General features: G+C 73.2%; 18 protein-coding genes. 5 read left to right on the top strand and 13 right to left on the bottom strand.

Annotated elements, in window-relative coordinates:
- Positions 1–48 precede the first annotated feature (48 nt).
- The 6 genes from ACIQLL_RS07775 to thrS all read right to left on the bottom strand — a co-directional run bounded on the left by ACIQLL_RS07775 (position 49) and on the right by thrS (position 6,120).
- Complete coding sequence (locus ACIQLL_RS07775) at positions 49–651, bottom strand: hypothetical protein (RefSeq protein WP_402465125.1); 603 nt, start codon at positions 649–651, stop codon at positions 49–51.
- Entirely contained in the window at positions 648–1,856 is a 1,209-nt protein-coding gene (locus ACIQLL_RS07770; RefSeq protein WP_402466262.1) for a glycosyltransferase family 4 protein, read from the bottom strand. The genes ACIQLL_RS07775 and ACIQLL_RS07770 overlap by 4 nt, the downstream gene beginning before the upstream one ends.
- Before the next feature lie 8 nt (positions 1,857–1,864).
- Entirely contained in the window at positions 1,865–2,815 is a 951-nt protein-coding gene (locus tag ACIQLL_RS07765; RefSeq protein WP_402465122.1) for a phosphatidylinositol mannoside acyltransferase, read from the bottom strand.
- Positions 2,815–3,453 carry a phosphatidylinositol phosphate synthase gene (pgsA, locus tag ACIQLL_RS07760; RefSeq protein WP_402465119.1) on the bottom strand — a complete coding sequence of 213 codons (639 nt, stop codon included), beginning with the start codon at positions 3,451–3,453 and terminating at the stop codon, positions 2,815–2,817. Before pgsA ends, ACIQLL_RS07765 begins: the two co-directional genes overlap by 1 nt.
- Before the next feature lie 70 nt (positions 3,454–3,523).
- A complete protein-coding gene (locus tag ACIQLL_RS07755) occupies positions 3,524–4,093 on the bottom strand; it encodes an HIT family protein (RefSeq protein WP_402466259.1) in 570 nt (189 codons plus the stop codon).
- Entirely contained in the window at positions 4,090–6,120 is a 2,031-nt protein-coding gene (gene thrS, locus ACIQLL_RS07750; RefSeq protein WP_402465116.1) for a threonine--tRNA ligase, read from the bottom strand. Before thrS ends, ACIQLL_RS07755 begins: the two co-directional genes overlap by 4 nt.
- A 211-nt stretch (positions 6,121–6,331) precedes the next feature.
- Between thrS and ACIQLL_RS07745 the strand changes: the two genes are divergently transcribed.
- Together ACIQLL_RS07745 and ACIQLL_RS07740 are read left to right on the top strand one after the other, a co-directional pair.
- A complete protein-coding gene (locus tag ACIQLL_RS07745) occupies positions 6,332–7,126 on the top strand; it encodes a uracil-DNA glycosylase (RefSeq protein ID WP_402465114.1) in 795 nt (264 codons plus the stop codon).
- 10 nt (positions 7,127–7,136) lie between these two features.
- Positions 7,137–7,679 (top strand): DinB family protein, encoded by a 543-nt coding sequence (locus ACIQLL_RS07740; protein WP_402465111.1) that lies wholly within the window; start codon positions 7,137–7,139, stop codon positions 7,677–7,679.
- An 18-nt stretch (positions 7,680–7,697) separates the two neighbouring features.
- On the opposite strand, the gene ACIQLL_RS07735 is transcribed toward ACIQLL_RS07740, so the two are convergent.
- From ACIQLL_RS07735 to ACIQLL_RS07725, 3 genes are all read right to left on the bottom strand, one after another.
- Positions 7,698–9,038: a chloride channel protein gene (locus ACIQLL_RS07735; protein WP_402465108.1), complete on the bottom strand. Its 1,341-nt coding sequence runs from the start codon at positions 9,036–9,038 to the stop codon at positions 7,698–7,700.
- A 111-nt stretch (positions 9,039–9,149) separates the two neighbouring features.
- A complete protein-coding gene (locus ACIQLL_RS07730; protein ID WP_402465106.1) occupies positions 9,150–9,515 on the bottom strand; it encodes an SHOCT domain-containing protein in 366 nt (121 codons plus the stop codon).
- A gap of 1 nt (position 9,516) precedes the next feature.
- Positions 9,517–9,936, bottom strand: a complete 420-nt coding sequence (locus ACIQLL_RS07725; RefSeq protein ID WP_402465103.1) for a DUF6325 family protein — start codon at positions 9,934–9,936, stop codon at positions 9,517–9,519.
- A gap of 230 nt (positions 9,937–10,166) precedes the next feature.
- Between ACIQLL_RS07725 and ACIQLL_RS07720 the strand changes: the two genes are divergently transcribed.
- Complete coding sequence (locus ACIQLL_RS07720) at positions 10,167–10,361, top strand: hypothetical protein (protein WP_402465100.1); 195 nt, start codon at positions 10,167–10,169, stop codon at positions 10,359–10,361.
- Between the two features lie 32 nt (positions 10,362–10,393).
- On the opposite strand, the gene ACIQLL_RS07715 is transcribed toward ACIQLL_RS07720, so the two are convergent.
- A complete protein-coding gene (locus ACIQLL_RS07715) occupies positions 10,394–10,627 on the bottom strand; it encodes a hypothetical protein (protein ID WP_402465097.1) in 234 nt (77 codons plus the stop codon).
- 154 nt (positions 10,628–10,781) lie between these two features.
- Positions 10,782–11,825 carry a zinc-dependent alcohol dehydrogenase family protein gene (locus tag ACIQLL_RS07710; RefSeq protein WP_402465094.1) on the bottom strand — a complete coding sequence of 348 codons (1,044 nt, stop codon included), beginning with the start codon at positions 11,823–11,825 and terminating at the stop codon, positions 10,782–10,784.
- 172 nt (positions 11,826–11,997) lie between these two features.
- Here ACIQLL_RS07710 and ACIQLL_RS07705 point away from each other — a divergent pair, with 172 nt between their 5' ends.
- Positions 11,998–13,071 carry a universal stress protein gene (locus ACIQLL_RS07705; RefSeq protein ID WP_402465091.1) on the top strand — a complete coding sequence of 358 codons (1,074 nt, stop codon included), beginning with the start codon at positions 11,998–12,000 and terminating at the stop codon, positions 13,069–13,071.
- A gap of 74 nt (positions 13,072–13,145) precedes the next feature.
- Entirely contained in the window at positions 13,146–14,759 is a 1,614-nt protein-coding gene (locus tag ACIQLL_RS07700; RefSeq protein ID WP_402465089.1) for a GAF domain-containing sensor histidine kinase, read from the top strand.
- A 24-nt stretch (positions 14,760–14,783) separates the two neighbouring features.
- Here the strand turns inward: ACIQLL_RS07700 and ACIQLL_RS07695 are convergent, their stop codons facing one another.
- Entirely contained in the window at positions 14,784–15,428 is a 645-nt protein-coding gene (locus ACIQLL_RS07695; protein ID WP_402465086.1) for a response regulator, read from the bottom strand.
- 149 nt (positions 15,429–15,577) lie between these two features.
- Positions 15,578–16,576, bottom strand: a complete 999-nt coding sequence (locus tag ACIQLL_RS07690) for a magnesium transporter (protein WP_402465083.1) — start codon at positions 16,574–16,576, stop codon at positions 15,578–15,580.
- Positions 16,577–16,709: the final 133 nt, after the last annotated feature.

The raw sequence follows: 16,709 nt of genomic DNA, 5'->3' as shown, positions 1-16,709 counted from the left end.
CCGCCGTGTCGGCGTGGTCCCACGCCGTACCCATCATCCTACGGTGGCTCAGGGCCGGTCGAGGGCGCCCGGCATCTGGTCGTCGAGCTCCACGGTGCGCGGCAGCGGGGCCCGGCCCGCCAGCCGCAGCCATCGCACCGGCCGGTGCCGACGAGCCCGCTGGGCCTGGGCGACGGCCTCGTTGTGGAATCGTCGCGCGAGCTGCGCCCGGTACCAGACCGAGGCCAGGTCCCCCAGGAGCTCGTCACCCGGTGGTGACGTCCGCAGCGCGGCCACCGACTCGGCGTCGTCGAGCACCGAGCGCAGCGTCACCGACAGCGCCGACTCGGCACGCTCGCGCTCCGGGGCCAGGCCGGTCAGCGCGAACGCCTCCGACGTCGACGGCCCGGCCTCGCCCAGGGGCCGCTCCGCCGCCGCGGACGTGGCGAACGCCGCGTCCGCCAGCAGCACCGCGCTGGCCGGGTCCAGCAGCCCCGAGGCCGCGAGGTCGACCGCCGTGCGCGCACGACGCTCGAGCTGGGCCTGGAGCGCGATGCGGGAGGCGACGACCTTGTGGTGCAACCGGTCCAGCCGCGAGGCCGCGACCCACACCACCCAGAGCGCGGCGCCCAGGATCAGGACCGCGAGGAGCGCGGACTCGGACCAGCTCATCGTTCACCCACGTCGGCCCGGGAGCGCTTGCCGATCAGCCACGCCGGGCGTTCGGCGCGCAGGTCCTGGCGGACCCGGCCGTCGCCGAGCGCCTCCCCGGCGGCGACGGACATCTCGTAGACGGCGAGCACCTGGTCGGTGACCGTCGACCAGTCGAAGTGCCGCACGAACCGGCTCGCGCGCTCGCGCCGTGCCTGGGTGTCCGCGGGATCGGCCAGCGCCGCCAGGACGGCCGCGGCCAGGTCGTCGGGCTCGCCGGTGCGGAACAGGCGCCCCGCGGCGCCGTCGTCGAGCACCCGACGGAAGGCTCCCAGGTCGCTGGCGACCACGCCGGTCCCGGCGCTCATGGCCTCCACGAGCACGATGCCGAAGCTCTCGCCGCCGGTCTGCGGGGCGACGTAGAGGTCTGCCGACCGCAGCAGGGCGGCCTTGTCGGCATCGCTGACCCCGCCGAGCCACTCCACCGAGCGTGCGTGCTCGCCCAGCGCGGCCTCGGCGGCAGCGCGTCCGGCGTCCCCGCGACCTGCGACGAGGAAGCGGGCGCCGGGCACGGACCGCAGGATGCGCGGTGCGGCCTCCGCGAGGACCTGCAGCCCCTTGCGCGGCTCGTCCAGCCGCCCGAGGAACGCGATGGTCGGGGCCTCGGACGTGCCCTGCCAGCGCGGGTCGGGGGCGACGTCGAACCCGTCGACGTACACCCCGTTCGGCACGACGACGGCGTCGCCCCCGAGGTGGTCGACCAGCGTGCGCCGGGCGTCCTCCGAGACGGCGATCCGCGCCGAGATCTTCTCCAGGGACTGACGCAGCAGCGGGAAGGCGACCTGCAGCGCGCGGGACCGCACCTGGGAGGTGTGGAACGTCGCCACCACGGGCCCGTGGGCGACCCACAGCGCCAGCATCGACACCGACGGTGTCATGGGCTCGTGCAGGTGCAGCACGTCGAAGTCGCCGGCGTCGATCCAACGGCGCACGCGGGACGCGGCCCGCGGCCCGAACGCCAGCCGGGCCACGGACCCGTTGTAGCGCACCGGCACGGCCCGGCCGGCCGAGGTGACGACGTCGGGCACCTCGGTGTCGTCACCGGCGGGAGCCAGCACGGAGACCTCGTGCCCGCGGGTGCGCAACGCCTCGGCGAGGTCGCGCACGTGGAACTGCACACCGCCCGGGGCGTCGAACGAGTACGGGCACACGATGCCCACGCGCAGGGGGCGCGTCACGCCTCCCCCGCCCTCGCCCGCGTGCGGGCGTACCGGTCGGGGTCGAGGTCGGCCACGAAGACCTTCTGGAGCATGTGCCAGTCCTCGGTGCGCTCGGCCAGGAACCCGCCGAAGGCGTCCACCCATCGCTGGGTGAGCCGGTCGACCTGCTCGCGGCGCGAGCCGCCGTCGCTCGGCTCCACCGGCGGGTGGAAGCGGATGACGATCCCCCACGCACTGCCGGCACGACGACGGCGCTCGCCGCGCAGCCGCTCGTGGAAGATGCCCACGGGCACCAGCGGGGCGCCGGTGGCCACGGCCAGCGCCGCCGGCCCGGCGGCCACGCGCGCGCGGTGCCCGCACAGGTCCACCTCCACGCCCCCGGAGGTCAGGTCCCGGTCCGACAGGAGCGGCACGATCCGTGACCCGCCCTGGACGCCGCGCACGAGGTCGCGGAACACGCCCTCGTCGCCGAGGGCGAGCACGTCGATGCCGATGGACCGGCGGAAGCCGACGAACTCGGTGAACAGCGCCTCCGGCTCCAGCCGCTCCGCCACCGTCAGGACGGGCGCCAGGTGCGGGGTGGCCCAGGCGCCGGCCAGGTCCCAGTTGCCGGTGTGCCCCAGCGCGAGCACGACGGCGCCACCGGTCCGCGTCGTGGCCAGGACGTGCTCGGCACCCTCGGTGCGCACGCGCGCCGCGACCTGCTCGGCGTCGAACCCCTGCAGGGTGAAGGCCTCGCGGAAGTAGCGGAAGTAGCGGCGCATGCCCTCACGGCTCAGGCGGCGCACCGCGCGTGCGTCGAGCTCCGGGCGCACCCGGGCGTAGTTGGCCTCCAGCCGGCGCACCCCTGCGCCGTGGCGCAGCCACGTCACGTCGGCCGCCACCGTCGAGGCGGCGCGCAGCAGCGGCTCGGGCACCTTCGGCGCGTGCCGCCACGCGAACGTGTACAGACCGGCGACGTCCATCACACCTCCCCCGGTGCAGGGTCGGCGGGCACGAAGAGCTGGCGGCGCACCGTCGCCATGCGCTGGACGACGGTCACGGCGCTCGCCAGAGCCAGCAGGGCCAGCACCACGACGAGCACCGGGACCGGCAGACCCACCTGGACGAATCCCGTCGGCACCAGGGCGATCACGAGCCGGTCGGTCCGCTCGGCGATGCCGACCGACGCCGTCGCCCCGACCGACTCGGCCCGCGCCCGAGCGTACGGGACCACGGAACCCAGCACCAGGCAGGCCAGCGCCGCACCGGTCCCCCAGGCGGCCCACGGCTCGTCGAGGTGCAGCACGAACCACAGCGTGATGCCGGCGAAGACCGCGCCGTCGGAGACCCGGTCGAGCGTGGAGTCGAGGAACGCCCCCCAGGGCCCGGTGCGGCCGCTGGCCCGCGCCATGATCCCGTCCAGGGAGTCCGTCAGCGCGAACAGCCCGATGAGGATCCCGCCGAGCAGCAGGTGCCCGGTGGGCAGCAGGGTGAGCGCGACGACGCTGACCACGAGCGTGCCCGTCACCGTCACCGCGTCCGGCGAGACGCCCCACCGGTTCAGCAGCGTGGCCAGCGGGGTGAACAGTCGCTGCATCGTGGCGCGCAGACGGCCGAACATGGGTGTGCTCCTCGGATCGATCGCTCGTGCCGGTCGGACCGGCCGGGGCCAGGCTAGCGCCCGCGGGACCTCACACGCCGGGCCACGCCGTGGCGAGGCGCTCGCGGGTGTCGGCCAGCAGCTCGGGGACGGCCTTGGTGCGGCCGATCACCGGCAGGAAGTTCGCGTCCCCCATCCAGCGCGGGACGACGTGCTGGTGCAGGTGGGCGGCGATTCCCGCACCGGCGACCTCCCCCTGGTTCATGCCCAGGTTGAACCCGGCCGGCGCGTACACGCGGCGCAGCACGGTCATGGCGGTCTGCGTCATCGCCGCCAGCTCGTGCGTCTCGGCCGCCGTCAGGTCCGTGTAGTCGGACACGTGCCGGTACGGGAGCACCATGAGGTGCCCGCCGTTGTACGGGTACAGGTTGAGGATCGCGAAGCAGTCCTCCCCGCGGGCGACGACCAGGCCGTCGGCGTCGGCGCCCGCGGGGATACGGCAGAACGGGCACTGGTCCGCCGAGTCGTCGGACGGCTTGCCCTCACCGCCGATGTAGACCATCCGGTGCGGCGTCCACAGCCGCGCGACGTCGTCCCCGGGCGGCCCGAACCGGTCCGCCGGGATCTCCTCGGGGGTCGGTGCGTCGCTCGGCACGCTCAGACCTGCTTCCGGGAACGCACCGTGGCGACGATGCGCTCGACGGCGTCCGCCACCGGCACCCCGTTCTCCTGCGTGCCGTCGCGGAACCGGAACGAGACCGCGCCGGCCTCGGCGTCCTCGCCGCCCGCGATGAGGACGAACGGCACCTTCTCCTTGGCCGCGTTGCGGATCTTCTTGCCGAAGCGGTCGTCGGAGGTGTCGAGCTCGGCACGGATGCCCTCGGCGCGCAGCCGGGCCACGACGTCACCCAGGTAGTCGTCGAACGCGTCGGCCACGGGCACTGCGAGCACCTGGACCGGCGCGAGCCAGGCCGGGAACGCGCCGGCGTAGTGCTCGAGCAGCACGGCGAAGAACCGCTCGATGGAGCCGAACAGCGCGCGGTGGATCATCACCGGGCGCTGCCGGGTGCCGTCGGCGGCCGTGTACTCCAGGTCGAACTTCTCGGGCAGGTTGAAGTCGAGCTGGATGGTCGACATCTGCCAGGTCCGGCCGATGGCGTCCTTGGCCTGGACGGAGATCTTCGGTCCGTAGAACGCCGCGCCGCCCGGGTCCGGCACCAGCTCCAGGCCGGAGGCCGTGGCGACCTCCTCCAGGGTGCGGGTCGCCTCGTCCCAGGCGTCGTCGGTGCCGACCGACTTCTCCGGGTCGCGGGTGGACAGCTCGAGGTAGAAGTCGTCGAGCCCGTAGTCCTTGAGCAGGTCGAGCACGAAGTTCAGCGTGGTCGTGAGCTCGTCGCGCATCTGCTCGCGGGTGCAGTAGATGTGCGCGTCATCCTGGGTGAAGCCACGGGCGCGGGTCAGCCCGTGCACGACACCCGACTTCTCGTACCGGTACACCGTGCCGAACTCGAACAGGCGCAGCGGCAGCTCCCGGTAGGAGCGACCGCGCGAGTCGAAGATCAGGTTGTGCATCGGGCAGTTCATGGGCTTGAGGTAGTAGTCCTGCCCCGGCTTGCGCACCGTGCCGTCGTCGTCCAGCTCGGCGTCGAGGTGCATCGGCGGGTACATCCCGTCGGCGTACCAGTCCAGGTGACCCGAGGTCTCGAAGAGCTGGCCCTTGGTGATGTGCGGGCTCGCCACGAACGAGTAACCGCCCTCGATGTGCTTGCGCCGCGAGTAGTCCTCCATCTCGGTGCGCACGATGCCGCCCTTGGGGTGGAACACCGCCAGGCCGGAACCGATCTGGTCCGGGAAGCTGAACAGGTCCAGCTCGCTGCCCAGGCGGCGGTGGTCGCGGCGCTCGGCCTCGGCCAGCCGTTCGAGGTGAGCCTTGAGATCGTCCTTGCTCGGCCAGGCGGTGCCGTAGAGCCGCTGCAGCTGCGGGTTCTTCTCGCTGCCCCGCCAGTACGCCGCCGCGCTGCGCATGAGCTGCACGCCGTTGCCGATGAGCTTCGTGGACGGCAGGTGCGGACCGCGGCACAGGTCGGACCAGACGACGGTCTCGGACTCGCGCCCGGCCCCGCGCACGTTGTCGTAGATGGTCAGCTCGCCGGCGCCGACCTCGACGGAGACACCCGCGTCGTCGTCCCCGGACTGCCCCGCGGCGCCCTTGAGACCGATGAGCTCCAGCTTGTACGGCTCGTCGGCCAGCTCGGCGCGCGCCTCGTCCTCGGTGACCACACGGCGGCGGAAGGTCTGCCCCTCCTTGATGATGCGTGCCATCACCTTGTCGAGCTTCTTGAGGTCGTCCGGCGTGAACGGCTCGGCGACGTCGAAGTCGTAGTAGAACCCGTCCTTGACGGGCGGGCCGATCCCCAGCTTCGCGTCCGGGTTCACCTGCTGCACCGCCTGCGCCAGCACGTGGGCGGCGCTGTGGCGCAGCACGGCGAGTCCGTCCGGCTCCGAGACCAGCACCGGTTCGACGACGGTGCCCGCCGCCAGCTCCCGGGAGAGGTCGAGCAGCTCGCCCTCGACTCGCATGACCACGACGTCGCGACGGTCCGCGAAGAGCTCGGTGCCCGTCGTCGTCGACTCCACCGTCACCGCGGTCGTGGGGTCGGCGGGCAGCGGCACGGCGGCGTCGGACACGGTGGTGCTCCTTGTGCTGGTCGGCAGGTCGGTCGACGACGCGAGCGCCGTCGTGGCGCCGTCTGACGGCGGCGCCCCCTGATCGTACCGACCTGGGGGCCGGTCCTCGCACCCGTGGTGCGGCCGGGACCGCGAGCGGCGTACCACGCGACGGCGCGACGGGGCCCCGGCAGGGTTCGCGACCTGGCGCGGGCCCGGCCACGATGGCCCCATGGTCGCCGACGACGTCACGCACCCCGACGGTGCGGCAGCCCTGCCCACGCTGAGCGCGCTCGACGCCCACGTCGTGACGTGCCGGGCGTGCCCCCGCCTGGTCGCCTGGCGCGAGCAGGTGGCCGCCGAGCGGCGCGCGGCGTTCCGCGACGAGACCTACTGGGCGCGCCCGGTGCTCGGGTTCGGCGACCCGCGGGCCGCCGTCGCCGTCGTCGGCCTGGCTCCGGCGGCGCACGGAGCCAACCGGACGGGCCGGATGTTCACCGGGGACCGCAGCGGGGACTTCCTGTTCGCGGCGCTGCACCGCACCGGCTTCGCGAACCAGGCTGCCTCGACAGGTCGGGGTGACGGGATGCGGCTGCGCGGTGTCCGGCTGGTGGCACCGGTGCGGTGCGCCCCACCGCAGAACCGTCCCACGCCGGCCGAACGGCACCGCTGCGCGCCATACCTGGCGCGCGAGCTCGAGCTGCTGGCGCCGACCCTGCGCGTCGTGGTCGCGCTGGGCGCCGTCGGGTGGAACGCCCTGCTGGGCTTCCTCGCCGGTGCCGGACGGCCCGTGCCGCGGCCCCGCCCCCGGTTCGGGCACGGGGCCGAGCTGACGCTGGCGGCCGCTGCCCGGGCCGGCGACGGCGACGGCGGGAAGGGCGCGGCGGCGTCGGACGCACCCGGGACGCTGACGGTGCTCGGCTGCTTCCACGTCTCACCGCACAACACCTTCACGGGACGGTTGACCGAGCCGATGCTCGACGAGGTCCTGGAGCGCGCCGCGCTGCTCGCGGGACTGCGCGACTAGGCTCCGCGACATGCCCTGGCCCGACGCCCTCGAGCGCACCGAACCTCCGCTGCGCGCCGACGAGTCCACGACGCTGCGCGCGTTCCTCGACTACCACCGCGACACGCTGCGCCGGAAGGCGGCCGGCCTCACCGCCGAGCAGCTGCGCACCCCGCTGCCGCCCACCACGATGACCCTCGGCGGATTGCTCAAGCACCTGGCCTACGTGGAGTCGAACTGGTTCCTCGTCGTCCTGGACGGTGGTGACCCCCTGCCGCCGTTCGACACCGTGGACTGGTCCGCGGACCCCGACTGGGAGTGGCACTCCGCCGCCACCGACTCCCCCGCGGACCTGCAGGAGCTGCTCGACCAAGCCGTCGCCGCCTCGGACCGTGTCCTGGACGCCGCGCTGGTCCAGGGCGGGCTCGACCAGCTCGCGGCCCGGGAGAGCCGCCACGGGGACGGCGCGTTCAGCCTGCGGTGGATCCTGGTGCACCTGATCGAGGAGTACGCCCGGCACAACGGCCATGCGGACCTGCTGCGCGAGGCCCTGGACGGCGCCACCGGCGAGTGACCGCCCAGACCGGACCCGTCAGACGGTCCGGCCCGCGCGCTGAGCACGCTGCGGCGCGATGATCTGCTCCGAGACGAACGCGACGACGACGGCGACGAGCACCACGGGCGCCATCGCGGTGGCGTTCGGGCCCAGCAGCAGGACGACCAGCACCGCGGACGCCACCGGGAACGGCAGCACCGAGGCCGTCGCGGCGGCCATGCCCGCCGCCATCGCCGGGAGCGCCCCGAATCCGGGCAGACCGGAGACCAGCACGCCGGCGGCGGCACCGAGCAGGACGGCGGGGAAGATCGCACCGCCGCGCAGCGCGCCCAGGGACACGCCGTAGCCGATCGACTTGAGGACGATCAGCGCGATCAGCACGGGGACGGACCAGGCGGCAGGGTCGGACGCGAGCGGTTCGAGGAGGCCCTGGCCGCTGAGCGCGACGTCCTCGGGCGAGCGTCCCGTGAGCAGGGCGTAGGCGGCCGCACACAGCCCCACGACGAGGGCCGCCGCCACGGCGTACTCCAGGGGACGGGCGACGGCGCGCGCCTTGGTCCAGCGCCCCAGGTGCTGCACCTGCCGGACGGCGAACGCGATCACCACCGCCACCGGGATCGCCCACAGCACGTCGGCGAGGTCGAGCCGTTCCGGGCCCTCCACCGGCGGGAGGCTCAAGGAGGAGATCTCGAGCCCCGTCCAGGCTCCCATGCCGGTGAACACGAGAAAGCCGACCCCCGACGCCAGGAGGCTCGGCAGCACGACCCGGGCGAGCTTGGGACCGGCCAGCCCGGCGGCCTCCAGCACGAACACGGCCGCGATCAGCGGGTTGCCGAAGATGGCGGACAGCGCCGCCGAGGCACCGGCGACGGTGATGAGGGCCTTGGCCGCCGGATCGTCCAGGGCCGCCACCGGCCGCACGAAGATCAGTGCGAAGGCCGACCCGAGCGCGAGGAGCGGGGCCTCCGGCCCGAGCACCGCGCCGAGCGGCAGGCCGGCGAGGGCGGCGAGCAGGATCCCCGGCACGAAGCGGGCGGGGACCGGCGCCAGGCCCAGGCCGTCGATGGGCACGTGACCACCGTGGCCGGGCAGCCAGCGGATCGCGACGCCCACCAGGACGCCGCCCACCAGCAGCCAGGGCAGCGCCCACCACCAGGGCGCGACGTCGTACCCGAAGGACTCGGGGAGCGTCTCCCACACGCCGTGCTCGGCGGCGTGCAGGAGCGCCAGGAAGCCGAACGCGACCAGGGAGACGGGAATGCCGACCCCGGCGGAGAGGAGCAGCACGCCGACGTAGCCGCGCGTGCGGACGGCTCGCTGCTCGTCGGACAGCGGTGCCTCGGCCTCCGCGGCGGGCTCCGGGGGTGTGGTGGTCACGGGATCCTTCTCCGTCGGGTCGCGATCCCTGGATCGCAGGGTGGCGGCGCGAAGGCACGACGGCGCGGGGCGCCCCTGAGGGACCGGGGCCGCGCCGTCGTGCCTGCCGGGTCAGCCGAGGATCTTGGCCTTGGCCGCGGCGAACTCGGCGTCGGTGAGCAGGCCGGCGTTCTTCATGTCGCCGAGCTTCTGCAGCTGCGCCATCGTGTCCCCGCCACCGGCAGCGGGCTGCGCCTGCGCGAGCTGCGCCTGCTGGGCCTGCTGCTGCGCGAGCATCTGCTGCATCTGCTGCTGCTGGGCGAGCTGTTGCTGCTGCGCGTTGTACGCGTCGGCCGCAGCCTGCTCCTCCGCACGGGCCCCCGCACGGTTGTTCATCCCGCGGGTGACGGCGTTCGCCGTGCCCGCCACGACGGCGGTGCGCGCCATCGTGCCGATGAGTCCGGGCCGTCCGACCCGACCGACTCTCCTGATCACCATCTCAGTCCTCCTCGTCGATCACGGCGGCCAGCTCCTCGAGCGCCGCGGGGGGCACCGTGGTCATGTCGATGAGCCGGCCACCCGCGTCGCGGATCGCCGACGTGAGCCCGGCGGCCCACGTGTGCTCGAACACGACCATACCGACGGCGGCACCGGGCTCGAGGTCGGCGGCGATCGCGTCGACGTCGTCCTCGGCGAGCAGGCCGCTCGGCTCTCCGACGAGATCCCCGAGCTCGGCGCCGGCGTCCACGGCCTCGAGCCACTCGATGTCGCCGTCGTCGTCCTTGCGGACCGCGAGCGCGTCGAGCACCGAGATCGTCCCGGACGACTGCAGCCGGGCGAGCTCGGCGACGATCTCCCCGGTGAAGTCGCTGTGCGGGAACTCGATGAGCACGAGCTCCACGGGTGCGGTGACTGTCATGTCCTCCCTCTCCGTCGGCATCTCGGGCGACCGTGACGGCACAGCGAGCACGGCCGACGTCGGTTCGTCATGGGTGCGAACCTGCTGGTCACCCGGCACGATCATCCGGTCGCGGCAGGGCAGACGCAACAGGAGACCCGGCGACGGATTGCGCGGGAACGGTGTGAGGTGAGTGTGAAGGCGGCCGTGTCCGGCCCGACACGCCGGTGGCCGTCTCGCAAGATGTTCCCGTGCGCACGACCGACACCCCCATCTTCGACGCCCTGGCCCGCGAGTTCGAGAGCCGCCGACCGCTCCTGCACGTCGCCCACGCGCTCGGCGGCGACCCCCTGGCCGATCCCCTGGTGCGCACCCACGCCACGGACGTGTCGTTCGTGGCCGACCGTGGCGGGTCGCTGCCGCGCCGCACCCGCACCGAGGCCTGACGAGCGGCTCGCCACCGTCCGAGCGGCAGGGTTCATCCCGACCTCGGGGCGCTGCCGATCGGCCCGACCACGCGCACGCGGACGGGCACGCCGTCCACGGTCGCGGGGATCCGGCGGCGGGCTCCCGGCGAGGTCACGTCGACCTGCACCACCCATTCACGGTCACCTCCACGGCACGCGAGGCCCGTACCGCAGACGTTCCGGACGTCCACGAGCCTCGCGCGCAGGGTCCGCTTGGCCGCCCGGGCCTCGTCGATGGTCACCATGCCCCTGCTCCCTCACTCACCGTGCTCGCTCGGCACGCCGACGGATGCCGTGCAGCATGCGGCGGGTCATGAGCAGCGTCACCGGCTCACCGAGTCGAGTCGCGACGCGCAGTGCACGGGCCAGTCGTAGCCCGATCTGCGCCGTGCCGTCCGGTCACGTGCTCCTCGTCAGGACCACTTTCAGAGCACCGCTGTCCGAGGCGTGGGAGAACACCTCGTACGCCCGGTCGATGTCGTCGAACCCGAAGCGGTGCGTGACGAGCGGTCCGACGTCGACCTGGCCGCGCGCGGCCATGCTCAGCAGCGACGGCGTGGTGACGGTGTCCACGAGCCCGGTGGTGATCGTCAGGTCGCGGATCCAGTCGCGCTCCAGGTGCAGGGTCGCGGGAGCGCCGTGCACGCCCACGTTGGCCACATGGCCGCCAGGCCGGACGACCTCCACGCAGGACTCGAAGGTGCCTGGTGTGCCGACGGCCTCGACGGCGACGTCCGCCCCCAGGCTGTCCGTCAGCTCCCGGACCTGCTCGACCAGGCTCCGTCCGGCGTCCAGCGCGTGGGTGGCCCCGGCCCGCAGGGCTGCGTCCCGCCGGTTGCTCGCGAGATCCACCACGGCGAGGACGGCAGGGCTGAACAGCCGCGCGGTCAGGACGGCGGCGAGCCCGATCGGCCCGGCGCCCACGACGACCACGCTGCACCCGGGGCGCACCCGGCCGGCGAGCACCCCGACCTCGTACGCCGTGGGCAGGATGTCGGCGAGCATCAGCGCCTGCTCGTCCGGCACGGCACCGTCCAGCAGATGGGTGGACGTCTCCGCGAACGGCACCCGGACCAGCTCGGCCTGGGTGCCGTCGACGCGGTGGCCCAGGATCCAACCGCCGCCGCCCAGGCACTGGCCGTACCGCCCGGCTCGGCAGTAGGGGCAGCGTCCGCACGAGGTGATGCACGAGACGAGCACACGGTCGCCGACCTTCAGGTCCCGCACCGCGGGACCGACCTCCGTCACGGTCCCGACCGCCTCGTGACCCAGGACGCGTCCCGGATCCACGGTGGGCACGTCGCCCTGGAGGATGTGCAGGTCGGTGCCGCAGATCGTGACCGCGTCCACACGGACGACGGCGTCCTGCGGGTCGTGCACCGTCGGGTCAGGGACCTCCTGCCACGTCCGTCGCCCGGGACCTTCGAACACCAACGCCTTCATGACGGGCCTCCATGTCGGGACGTGACGACCGGGGTCCATTCCAACGCGCCGCCTCAGGAACCCGACAGGGCCGCACGACCCTGGTCGCCGAGGCCCTTGGTCACCCGGTGCTCCGGCGGGCCGTCCACCTCACCTCCGCGCCGGGGCCCTATGGACCCCCTCTCAGGTGCGCATGGCTCTGTCGTTCGTGCGCAGGAAGAAGAAGCATGGAGGAGGCAACGCCGTCCAGGAGCACTCAGGGGAGGAGCTCGCCATGGGGACACCGTCGCAGGGCGCTCCGTCGGACCGCCCGATCGTCGTCGGGATCAACGGGTCACCGGAGGCCTCCCGGGCCCTGGCGTTCGCGGTCCGACAGGCTGAGCGCGCCGGCTGCACCCTGTGGCTGGTCAACGCGGTCCACGAGATCGTCCCCGTCGGGCCCATGCTCCCGCTGATCAGCGGCGAGTCGCTGATCGACGTCGGGCACCAGCTCCTCGCGGAGGCCCAGGAGTTCGTGGAGGACCTCTCGGACGGCACGGTCCCCGTCCGCCTCCAGGTCGCGCTCGGGCCGGCGGTCGACCTCCTCGTCGCCGCCGCGGAGCGTGCTCGCCTCGTCGTGCTCGGGCACCGCTCGACCACCCTGCTGGAGCGGATGTTCACCGGCAGCACCACCTTCGGGGTCGTGTCCCGCGCCGTCTGCCCCGTCGTGAGCGTGCCCCACGACTGGGTGCAGCGGGCGGACGCGCACCGCGTCGTCGCCGCCGTCGACGGCTCGTGGAGCTCGGCCGACGTGCTCGAGCACGCGTTCGCCGCCGCCGAGGAGCACGCCGCCCGGCTGGAGATCGTGCACTGCTGGCGCCTGAACCCGTTCTACAGCTATCTGGTCGACGAATCGTCGGTCCAGGAGCAGTGGGGCCTCCAGGCCCGCGGGATCGTCGACCACCTCGTCGACACGGCTGCGCGAGCCCACCCCGACGTGCCGTTCGACCTCCACCTCGAGTACGCCGACGTCCCCGACACCCTGGTACGACGTTCGACCGGTGCAGACCTCCTGGTCATGGGCCGCCACGGGCACGGCGCACTTGCCGCGCGCAGGATCACCTCCGTGCTCGGCAGCGTGACCCGCGCCGTGCTGCAGCACGCCCGGTGCCCGGTCGAGGTGGTGGCGTCCCGACCTGCCATGGAAGCGACCCGTGAGCACGAGGCCACCGAACGGGCGCAGGTGACCGCGACGGGCGACCCGCAGTCCCCACCCGTCGACACCTGACCCGCGCGTGGCCCGTCGTCCGGAGGGCACGTCTCCGGGAGCGTCGTGGGGCCTGGGGCCCCTACGCTCGACAGATGGACGAGACCTCGGCCGAGATGCAGGACGCGGTCCTGCAGGCGGTCAGCGGCGACGCGGCGGACTTCGACCTGCGCGACCTCCTGCTCGGCGTGGTGCGGGCCGCGTGCACGCTCTCCGGTGCTCGCTACGGCGCCCTCGGTGTGATCGGCCGGTCCCGCCGCCACCTCGTCGAGTTCGTCACCGAGGGCGTCACCGACGAGGAGCGGAAGCGGATCGGGCACCTGCCCACGGGCCGCGGCCTGCTGGGGCACCTCATCGTCCATCAGGAGGCGCTCCGGCTCGACGACCTGTCGCGTCACCCGTCGTCGTCGGGCTTCCCGCCCGGGCACCCGCCGATGACGACGTTCCTCGGTCTGCCCGTGAAGGTGCGCGGCCAGGTGTTCGGCAACCTCTACCTCACGGACAAGGCCACGGGCCCCGCGTTCACCGCCGACGACGAGCACGCCGTCACCGCGCTGGCCGGCCTCGCGGGCCTCGCGATCGACCACGCCCGGCTCCTGATGACGGCGGAGCGCCGCGCACGCTGGCTGGAGGCAGCGGCGGCGACACCGTCGGAGGTGCTGCGGGCGACGGACACCCAGGAAGCCGTCCACGCCGTCCTCCGCGCGGCCCTGCGCGCGTCCGGCGGCGCGACGGCGATGGCGATCGCTCCCGACCCCGCGCCCGAGGCCGTGGGCACGTTCGCCGTCCGCGCCGCGGCCGGGGACCTGAGCCGCGACCCCCGTCACACGCTCGCCGACCTGCATCCCGCCCTCATGCTCGCCATGGCCAGCAGCCAGACGCGCTGGGTCGATCTGCCCGGGGACGGTAGTGCCGTCATGACCCGGATGTCCCTCGACACCATGACCCGGGGTGCGCTCGTCATCGTGCTTCCCCGGCGCGGGTACGCCGAGCATCTCGGCGAGGACTTCGACTTCGTCGCCAACTTCGCCGGCCAGGCGTCCCTGGTCCTCGAACGACGGCACACCCGAGCCATGCAGCAGGAGATCGCCGTCCTCGCCGAGCGCAACCGGATCGCGCGCGACCTGCACGACGGCGTCACCCAGCGCCTCTTCGCCCTGGGCCTCCAGCTGCAGACCGTCGAGCGGCAGTCACCCCCTGAGGTCCGCGAGCGGCTGCACACCGTGACGGACGACCTCGACGCCACGATCCGCGAGGTCCGGCAGTCGATCGACCAGCTACGCCCTTCCGAGAGCCGGCAGCACTCGCTCCGGGCGAAGATCCAGGCCATCGTCTCCGACTACTCGCGGGTCATGCAGCCCGCCCCCGTGCTACGCATCGACGGCCCCGTGGACACGATGGCCGACCCGACGCTGCACCACCATGTCGTGGCCGTCCTGCGCGAAGGGCTGTCCAACGTCTCTCGGCACGCCGCATCGCACGAGGTCCATGTCGACGTCGTCGCCACTCGTGACGAGCTGACCTGCGTGATCAGCGACGACGGGAAGGGGTTCGACCCGAACCAGGCACGGAGCGGACTCCTCAACCTCGAGGAACGCGCCGCGGAGCTCGACGGGACCTTCGAGATCACCCCACGCGCACCGCACGGCACCGTGCTGACATGGCGGGTCCCGGTGCACGCCGCCGGCAGGGGCTCCGGCGGTGCGTGACCGCGCACCGCACGCCGGCCCGTGTCAGGTGGGCCTGCGATCCGACGCGTCACCCAGGAGGCGCGTCGCGAGCACCGCCGCCTGCGTCCTCGACTCGAGGTCGAGCTTCGTCAGGATGTTCGACACGTAGTTCTTCACCGTCTTCTCCGACAGGAACATCTGTCCACCGATCTGCCGGTTCGTCAGCCCCTCGGCGATGAGCATCAGGACCTTGTGCTCCTGTTCGCTCAGCGATGCCAGCGCCGGCGCCTCCGCCGACCCCGCACGGAGCCGCTCCAGCACGCGAGAGGTCAGGGCGGGATCGATCAGTGACTGCCCGGTCGCGACCCGGCGCACCGCGTCGATCACGTCCGAGCCCGTGATCACCTTCATCAGGTACCCGGACGCTCCGGCCATGATCGCTGCGAACAACGCTTCGTCGTCGTCGTACGACGTCAGCATCAGGACGCGCACCTCGGGCACCCTGGAGTGCAGCTCCCGGCACACCTCGATGCCCGAACCGTCCTGGAGCCGGACGTCGAGCAGCGCCACGTCGGGCCGGCACCGCGGGATCTCTCGGACGGCCTCGCGTGCGGAGCCCGACACGCCCACCACCTCGAAGCCTCCCGCTGCCTCGAGGAGCCCTTCCAACCCGCGCCGCACCAGCTCGTGGTCGTCGAGGAGAAACACCCGCACCGGCTCCATTCCACCGTTCTACTCCGGTGTCCTGGTGGTCACCATCGGTGCCGGCGCACGCAACCGGGGGCGGCCGTGCTCAGGCCACGAAGACTCTCACGGAGTCGAGGCACGACGGCGACACGAGGTGGTCGTGCGCGACCTCAGAAGACGATCGCGAGAGCGCAGAGGAAATACGTCGTGACCGTCAGGAGGTCCTGCAGCACGGTCGCGATCGGCCCCGACCCGAAGGCCGGGTCCTTGTTCAGACGGCGCAGGGACCACGGCAGCAGCAGCGCGACCGCCGTCGCGACGCAGGAGGCGACGAGCATCGCCAACGACACCGACGCCGCCACATCAGCCCGCCCCCACCCGATCCAGACGAGGGGGAAGGCGATACCGGCCATGGCCACGCCCAGCAGTCCTCCGGTCACCAGCTCACGCACCGCCACCGTTCGAAGACCGACGCCGAGCGAGAAGCCACGGATCACGAGCGTCTCGGTCTGCATGCCGACCGCCGCAGCGATGTAGACGACGCCCGGAAGGAAGTAGGCGATCAGCACCTCCTCCTCGAGCTGCCGACCGAAGGCGCCGACGACGACAGCAGCCGCCAGCGCCCCCGCCAGTCCGAGAAGCAGCCACGGCAGGCGGTGAAGCAGTCGTCGTCCCACATGCTCCGTGCTCGCCGAACGGGCCGCCGACGTGCTGCGAAGGTAGCCACCCAGGCGCGCCATGTCCTCGTCGTGCTCCTCCAGCAGCACACCGAGGAGCACGTGGGACGGGATCAGTCCGCGAAAGCGACCCCCGTCGTCGACGACCGCGATGCCGGGTTCTCCGTGTTCCACGGCGGTCCAGGCGACGTGCTCCTGGTGGGTGTCAGGAGAGACCCGGGGCGGGTCGGAGTCCATCAGGGAGCCCACGGTCACCCCCGAGGGAGCACGCAGGAGGCGTTCGATGGCCGCGAGGCCGACGAGCCGCGGGCCGTCGCAGACCGCGACCACCGCGGCGGAGTCGTAGTCCTGCCCGATGAGTCGGCTCCACAGGTGGGCAACCCGCTCGTCCGGAGCGGCGACCGGCACACGCGTGGTGGCGTGGGCCTCGGCGTTGCGCAGCAGATCCTCTTCGGGCCCGGCCCCAGACCTCGTCGCCGGCGTAGGCGTCATGACGGCGATCGTCGCATGTTCGCTCGCCGCACGGGCGACCCACCGCACCGTGCCGTGCGCAGAAGTCATGGCCGGTCCGGTCCGTTCCCCTGGTGTCCCGTCGGGTGCTGCAGCTGCCGGACCGGGCCGGCGC

This window comes from Isoptericola aurantiacus (assembly GCF_044769875.1).
Lineage (GTDB): Bacteria > Actinomycetota > Actinomycetes > Actinomycetales > Cellulomonadaceae > Isoptericola > Isoptericola aurantiacus.
The sequence above is the reverse complement of the archived record's forward strand: the minus strand, read 5'-3'. Positions and strand labels throughout refer to the sequence as shown.

What these genes read in the sequence shown, in the direction of transcription:
- ACIQLL_RS07775 (WP_402465125.1), bottom strand. Translation starts at nt 651, where the DNA reads ATGAGCTGGTCCGAGTCCGCGCTCCTCGCGGTCCTGATCCTGGGCGCC.
- ACIQLL_RS07765 (WP_402465122.1), bottom strand. Translation starts at nt 2,815, where the DNA reads ATGGACGTCGCCGGTCTGTACACGTTCGCGTGGCGGCACGCGCCGAAG.
- pgsA (WP_402465119.1), bottom strand. Translation starts at nt 3,453, where the DNA reads ATGTTCGGCCGTCTGCGCGCCACGATGCAGCGACTGTTCACCCCGCTG.
- ACIQLL_RS07745 (WP_402465114.1), top strand. Translation starts at nt 6,332, where the DNA reads ATGGTCGCCGACGACGTCACGCACCCCGACGGTGCGGCAGCCCTGCCC.
- ACIQLL_RS07740 (WP_402465111.1), top strand. Translation starts at nt 7,137, where the DNA reads ATGCCCTGGCCCGACGCCCTCGAGCGCACCGAACCTCCGCTGCGCGCC.
- ACIQLL_RS07730 (WP_402465106.1), bottom strand. Translation starts at nt 9,515, where the DNA reads ATGGTGATCAGGAGAGTCGGTCGGGTCGGACGGCCCGGACTCATCGGC.
- ACIQLL_RS07725 (WP_402465103.1), bottom strand. Translation starts at nt 9,936, where the DNA reads ATGACAGTCACCGCACCCGTGGAGCTCGTGCTCATCGAGTTCCCGCAC.
- ACIQLL_RS07715 (WP_402465097.1), bottom strand. Translation starts at nt 10,627, where the DNA reads ATGGTGACCATCGACGAGGCCCGGGCGGCCAAGCGGACCCTGCGCGCG.
- ACIQLL_RS07710 (WP_402465094.1), bottom strand. Translation starts at nt 11,825, where the DNA reads ATGAAGGCGTTGGTGTTCGAAGGTCCCGGGCGACGGACGTGGCAGGAG.
- ACIQLL_RS07705 (WP_402465091.1), top strand. Translation starts at nt 11,998, where the DNA reads ATGGCTCTGTCGTTCGTGCGCAGGAAGAAGAAGCATGGAGGAGGCAAC.
- ACIQLL_RS07700 (WP_402465089.1), top strand. Translation starts at nt 13,146, where the DNA reads ATGGACGAGACCTCGGCCGAGATGCAGGACGCGGTCCTGCAGGCGGTC.
- ACIQLL_RS07690 (WP_402465083.1), bottom strand. Translation starts at nt 16,576, where the DNA reads ATGACGCCTACGCCGGCGACGAGGTCTGGGGCCGGGCCCGAAGAGGAT.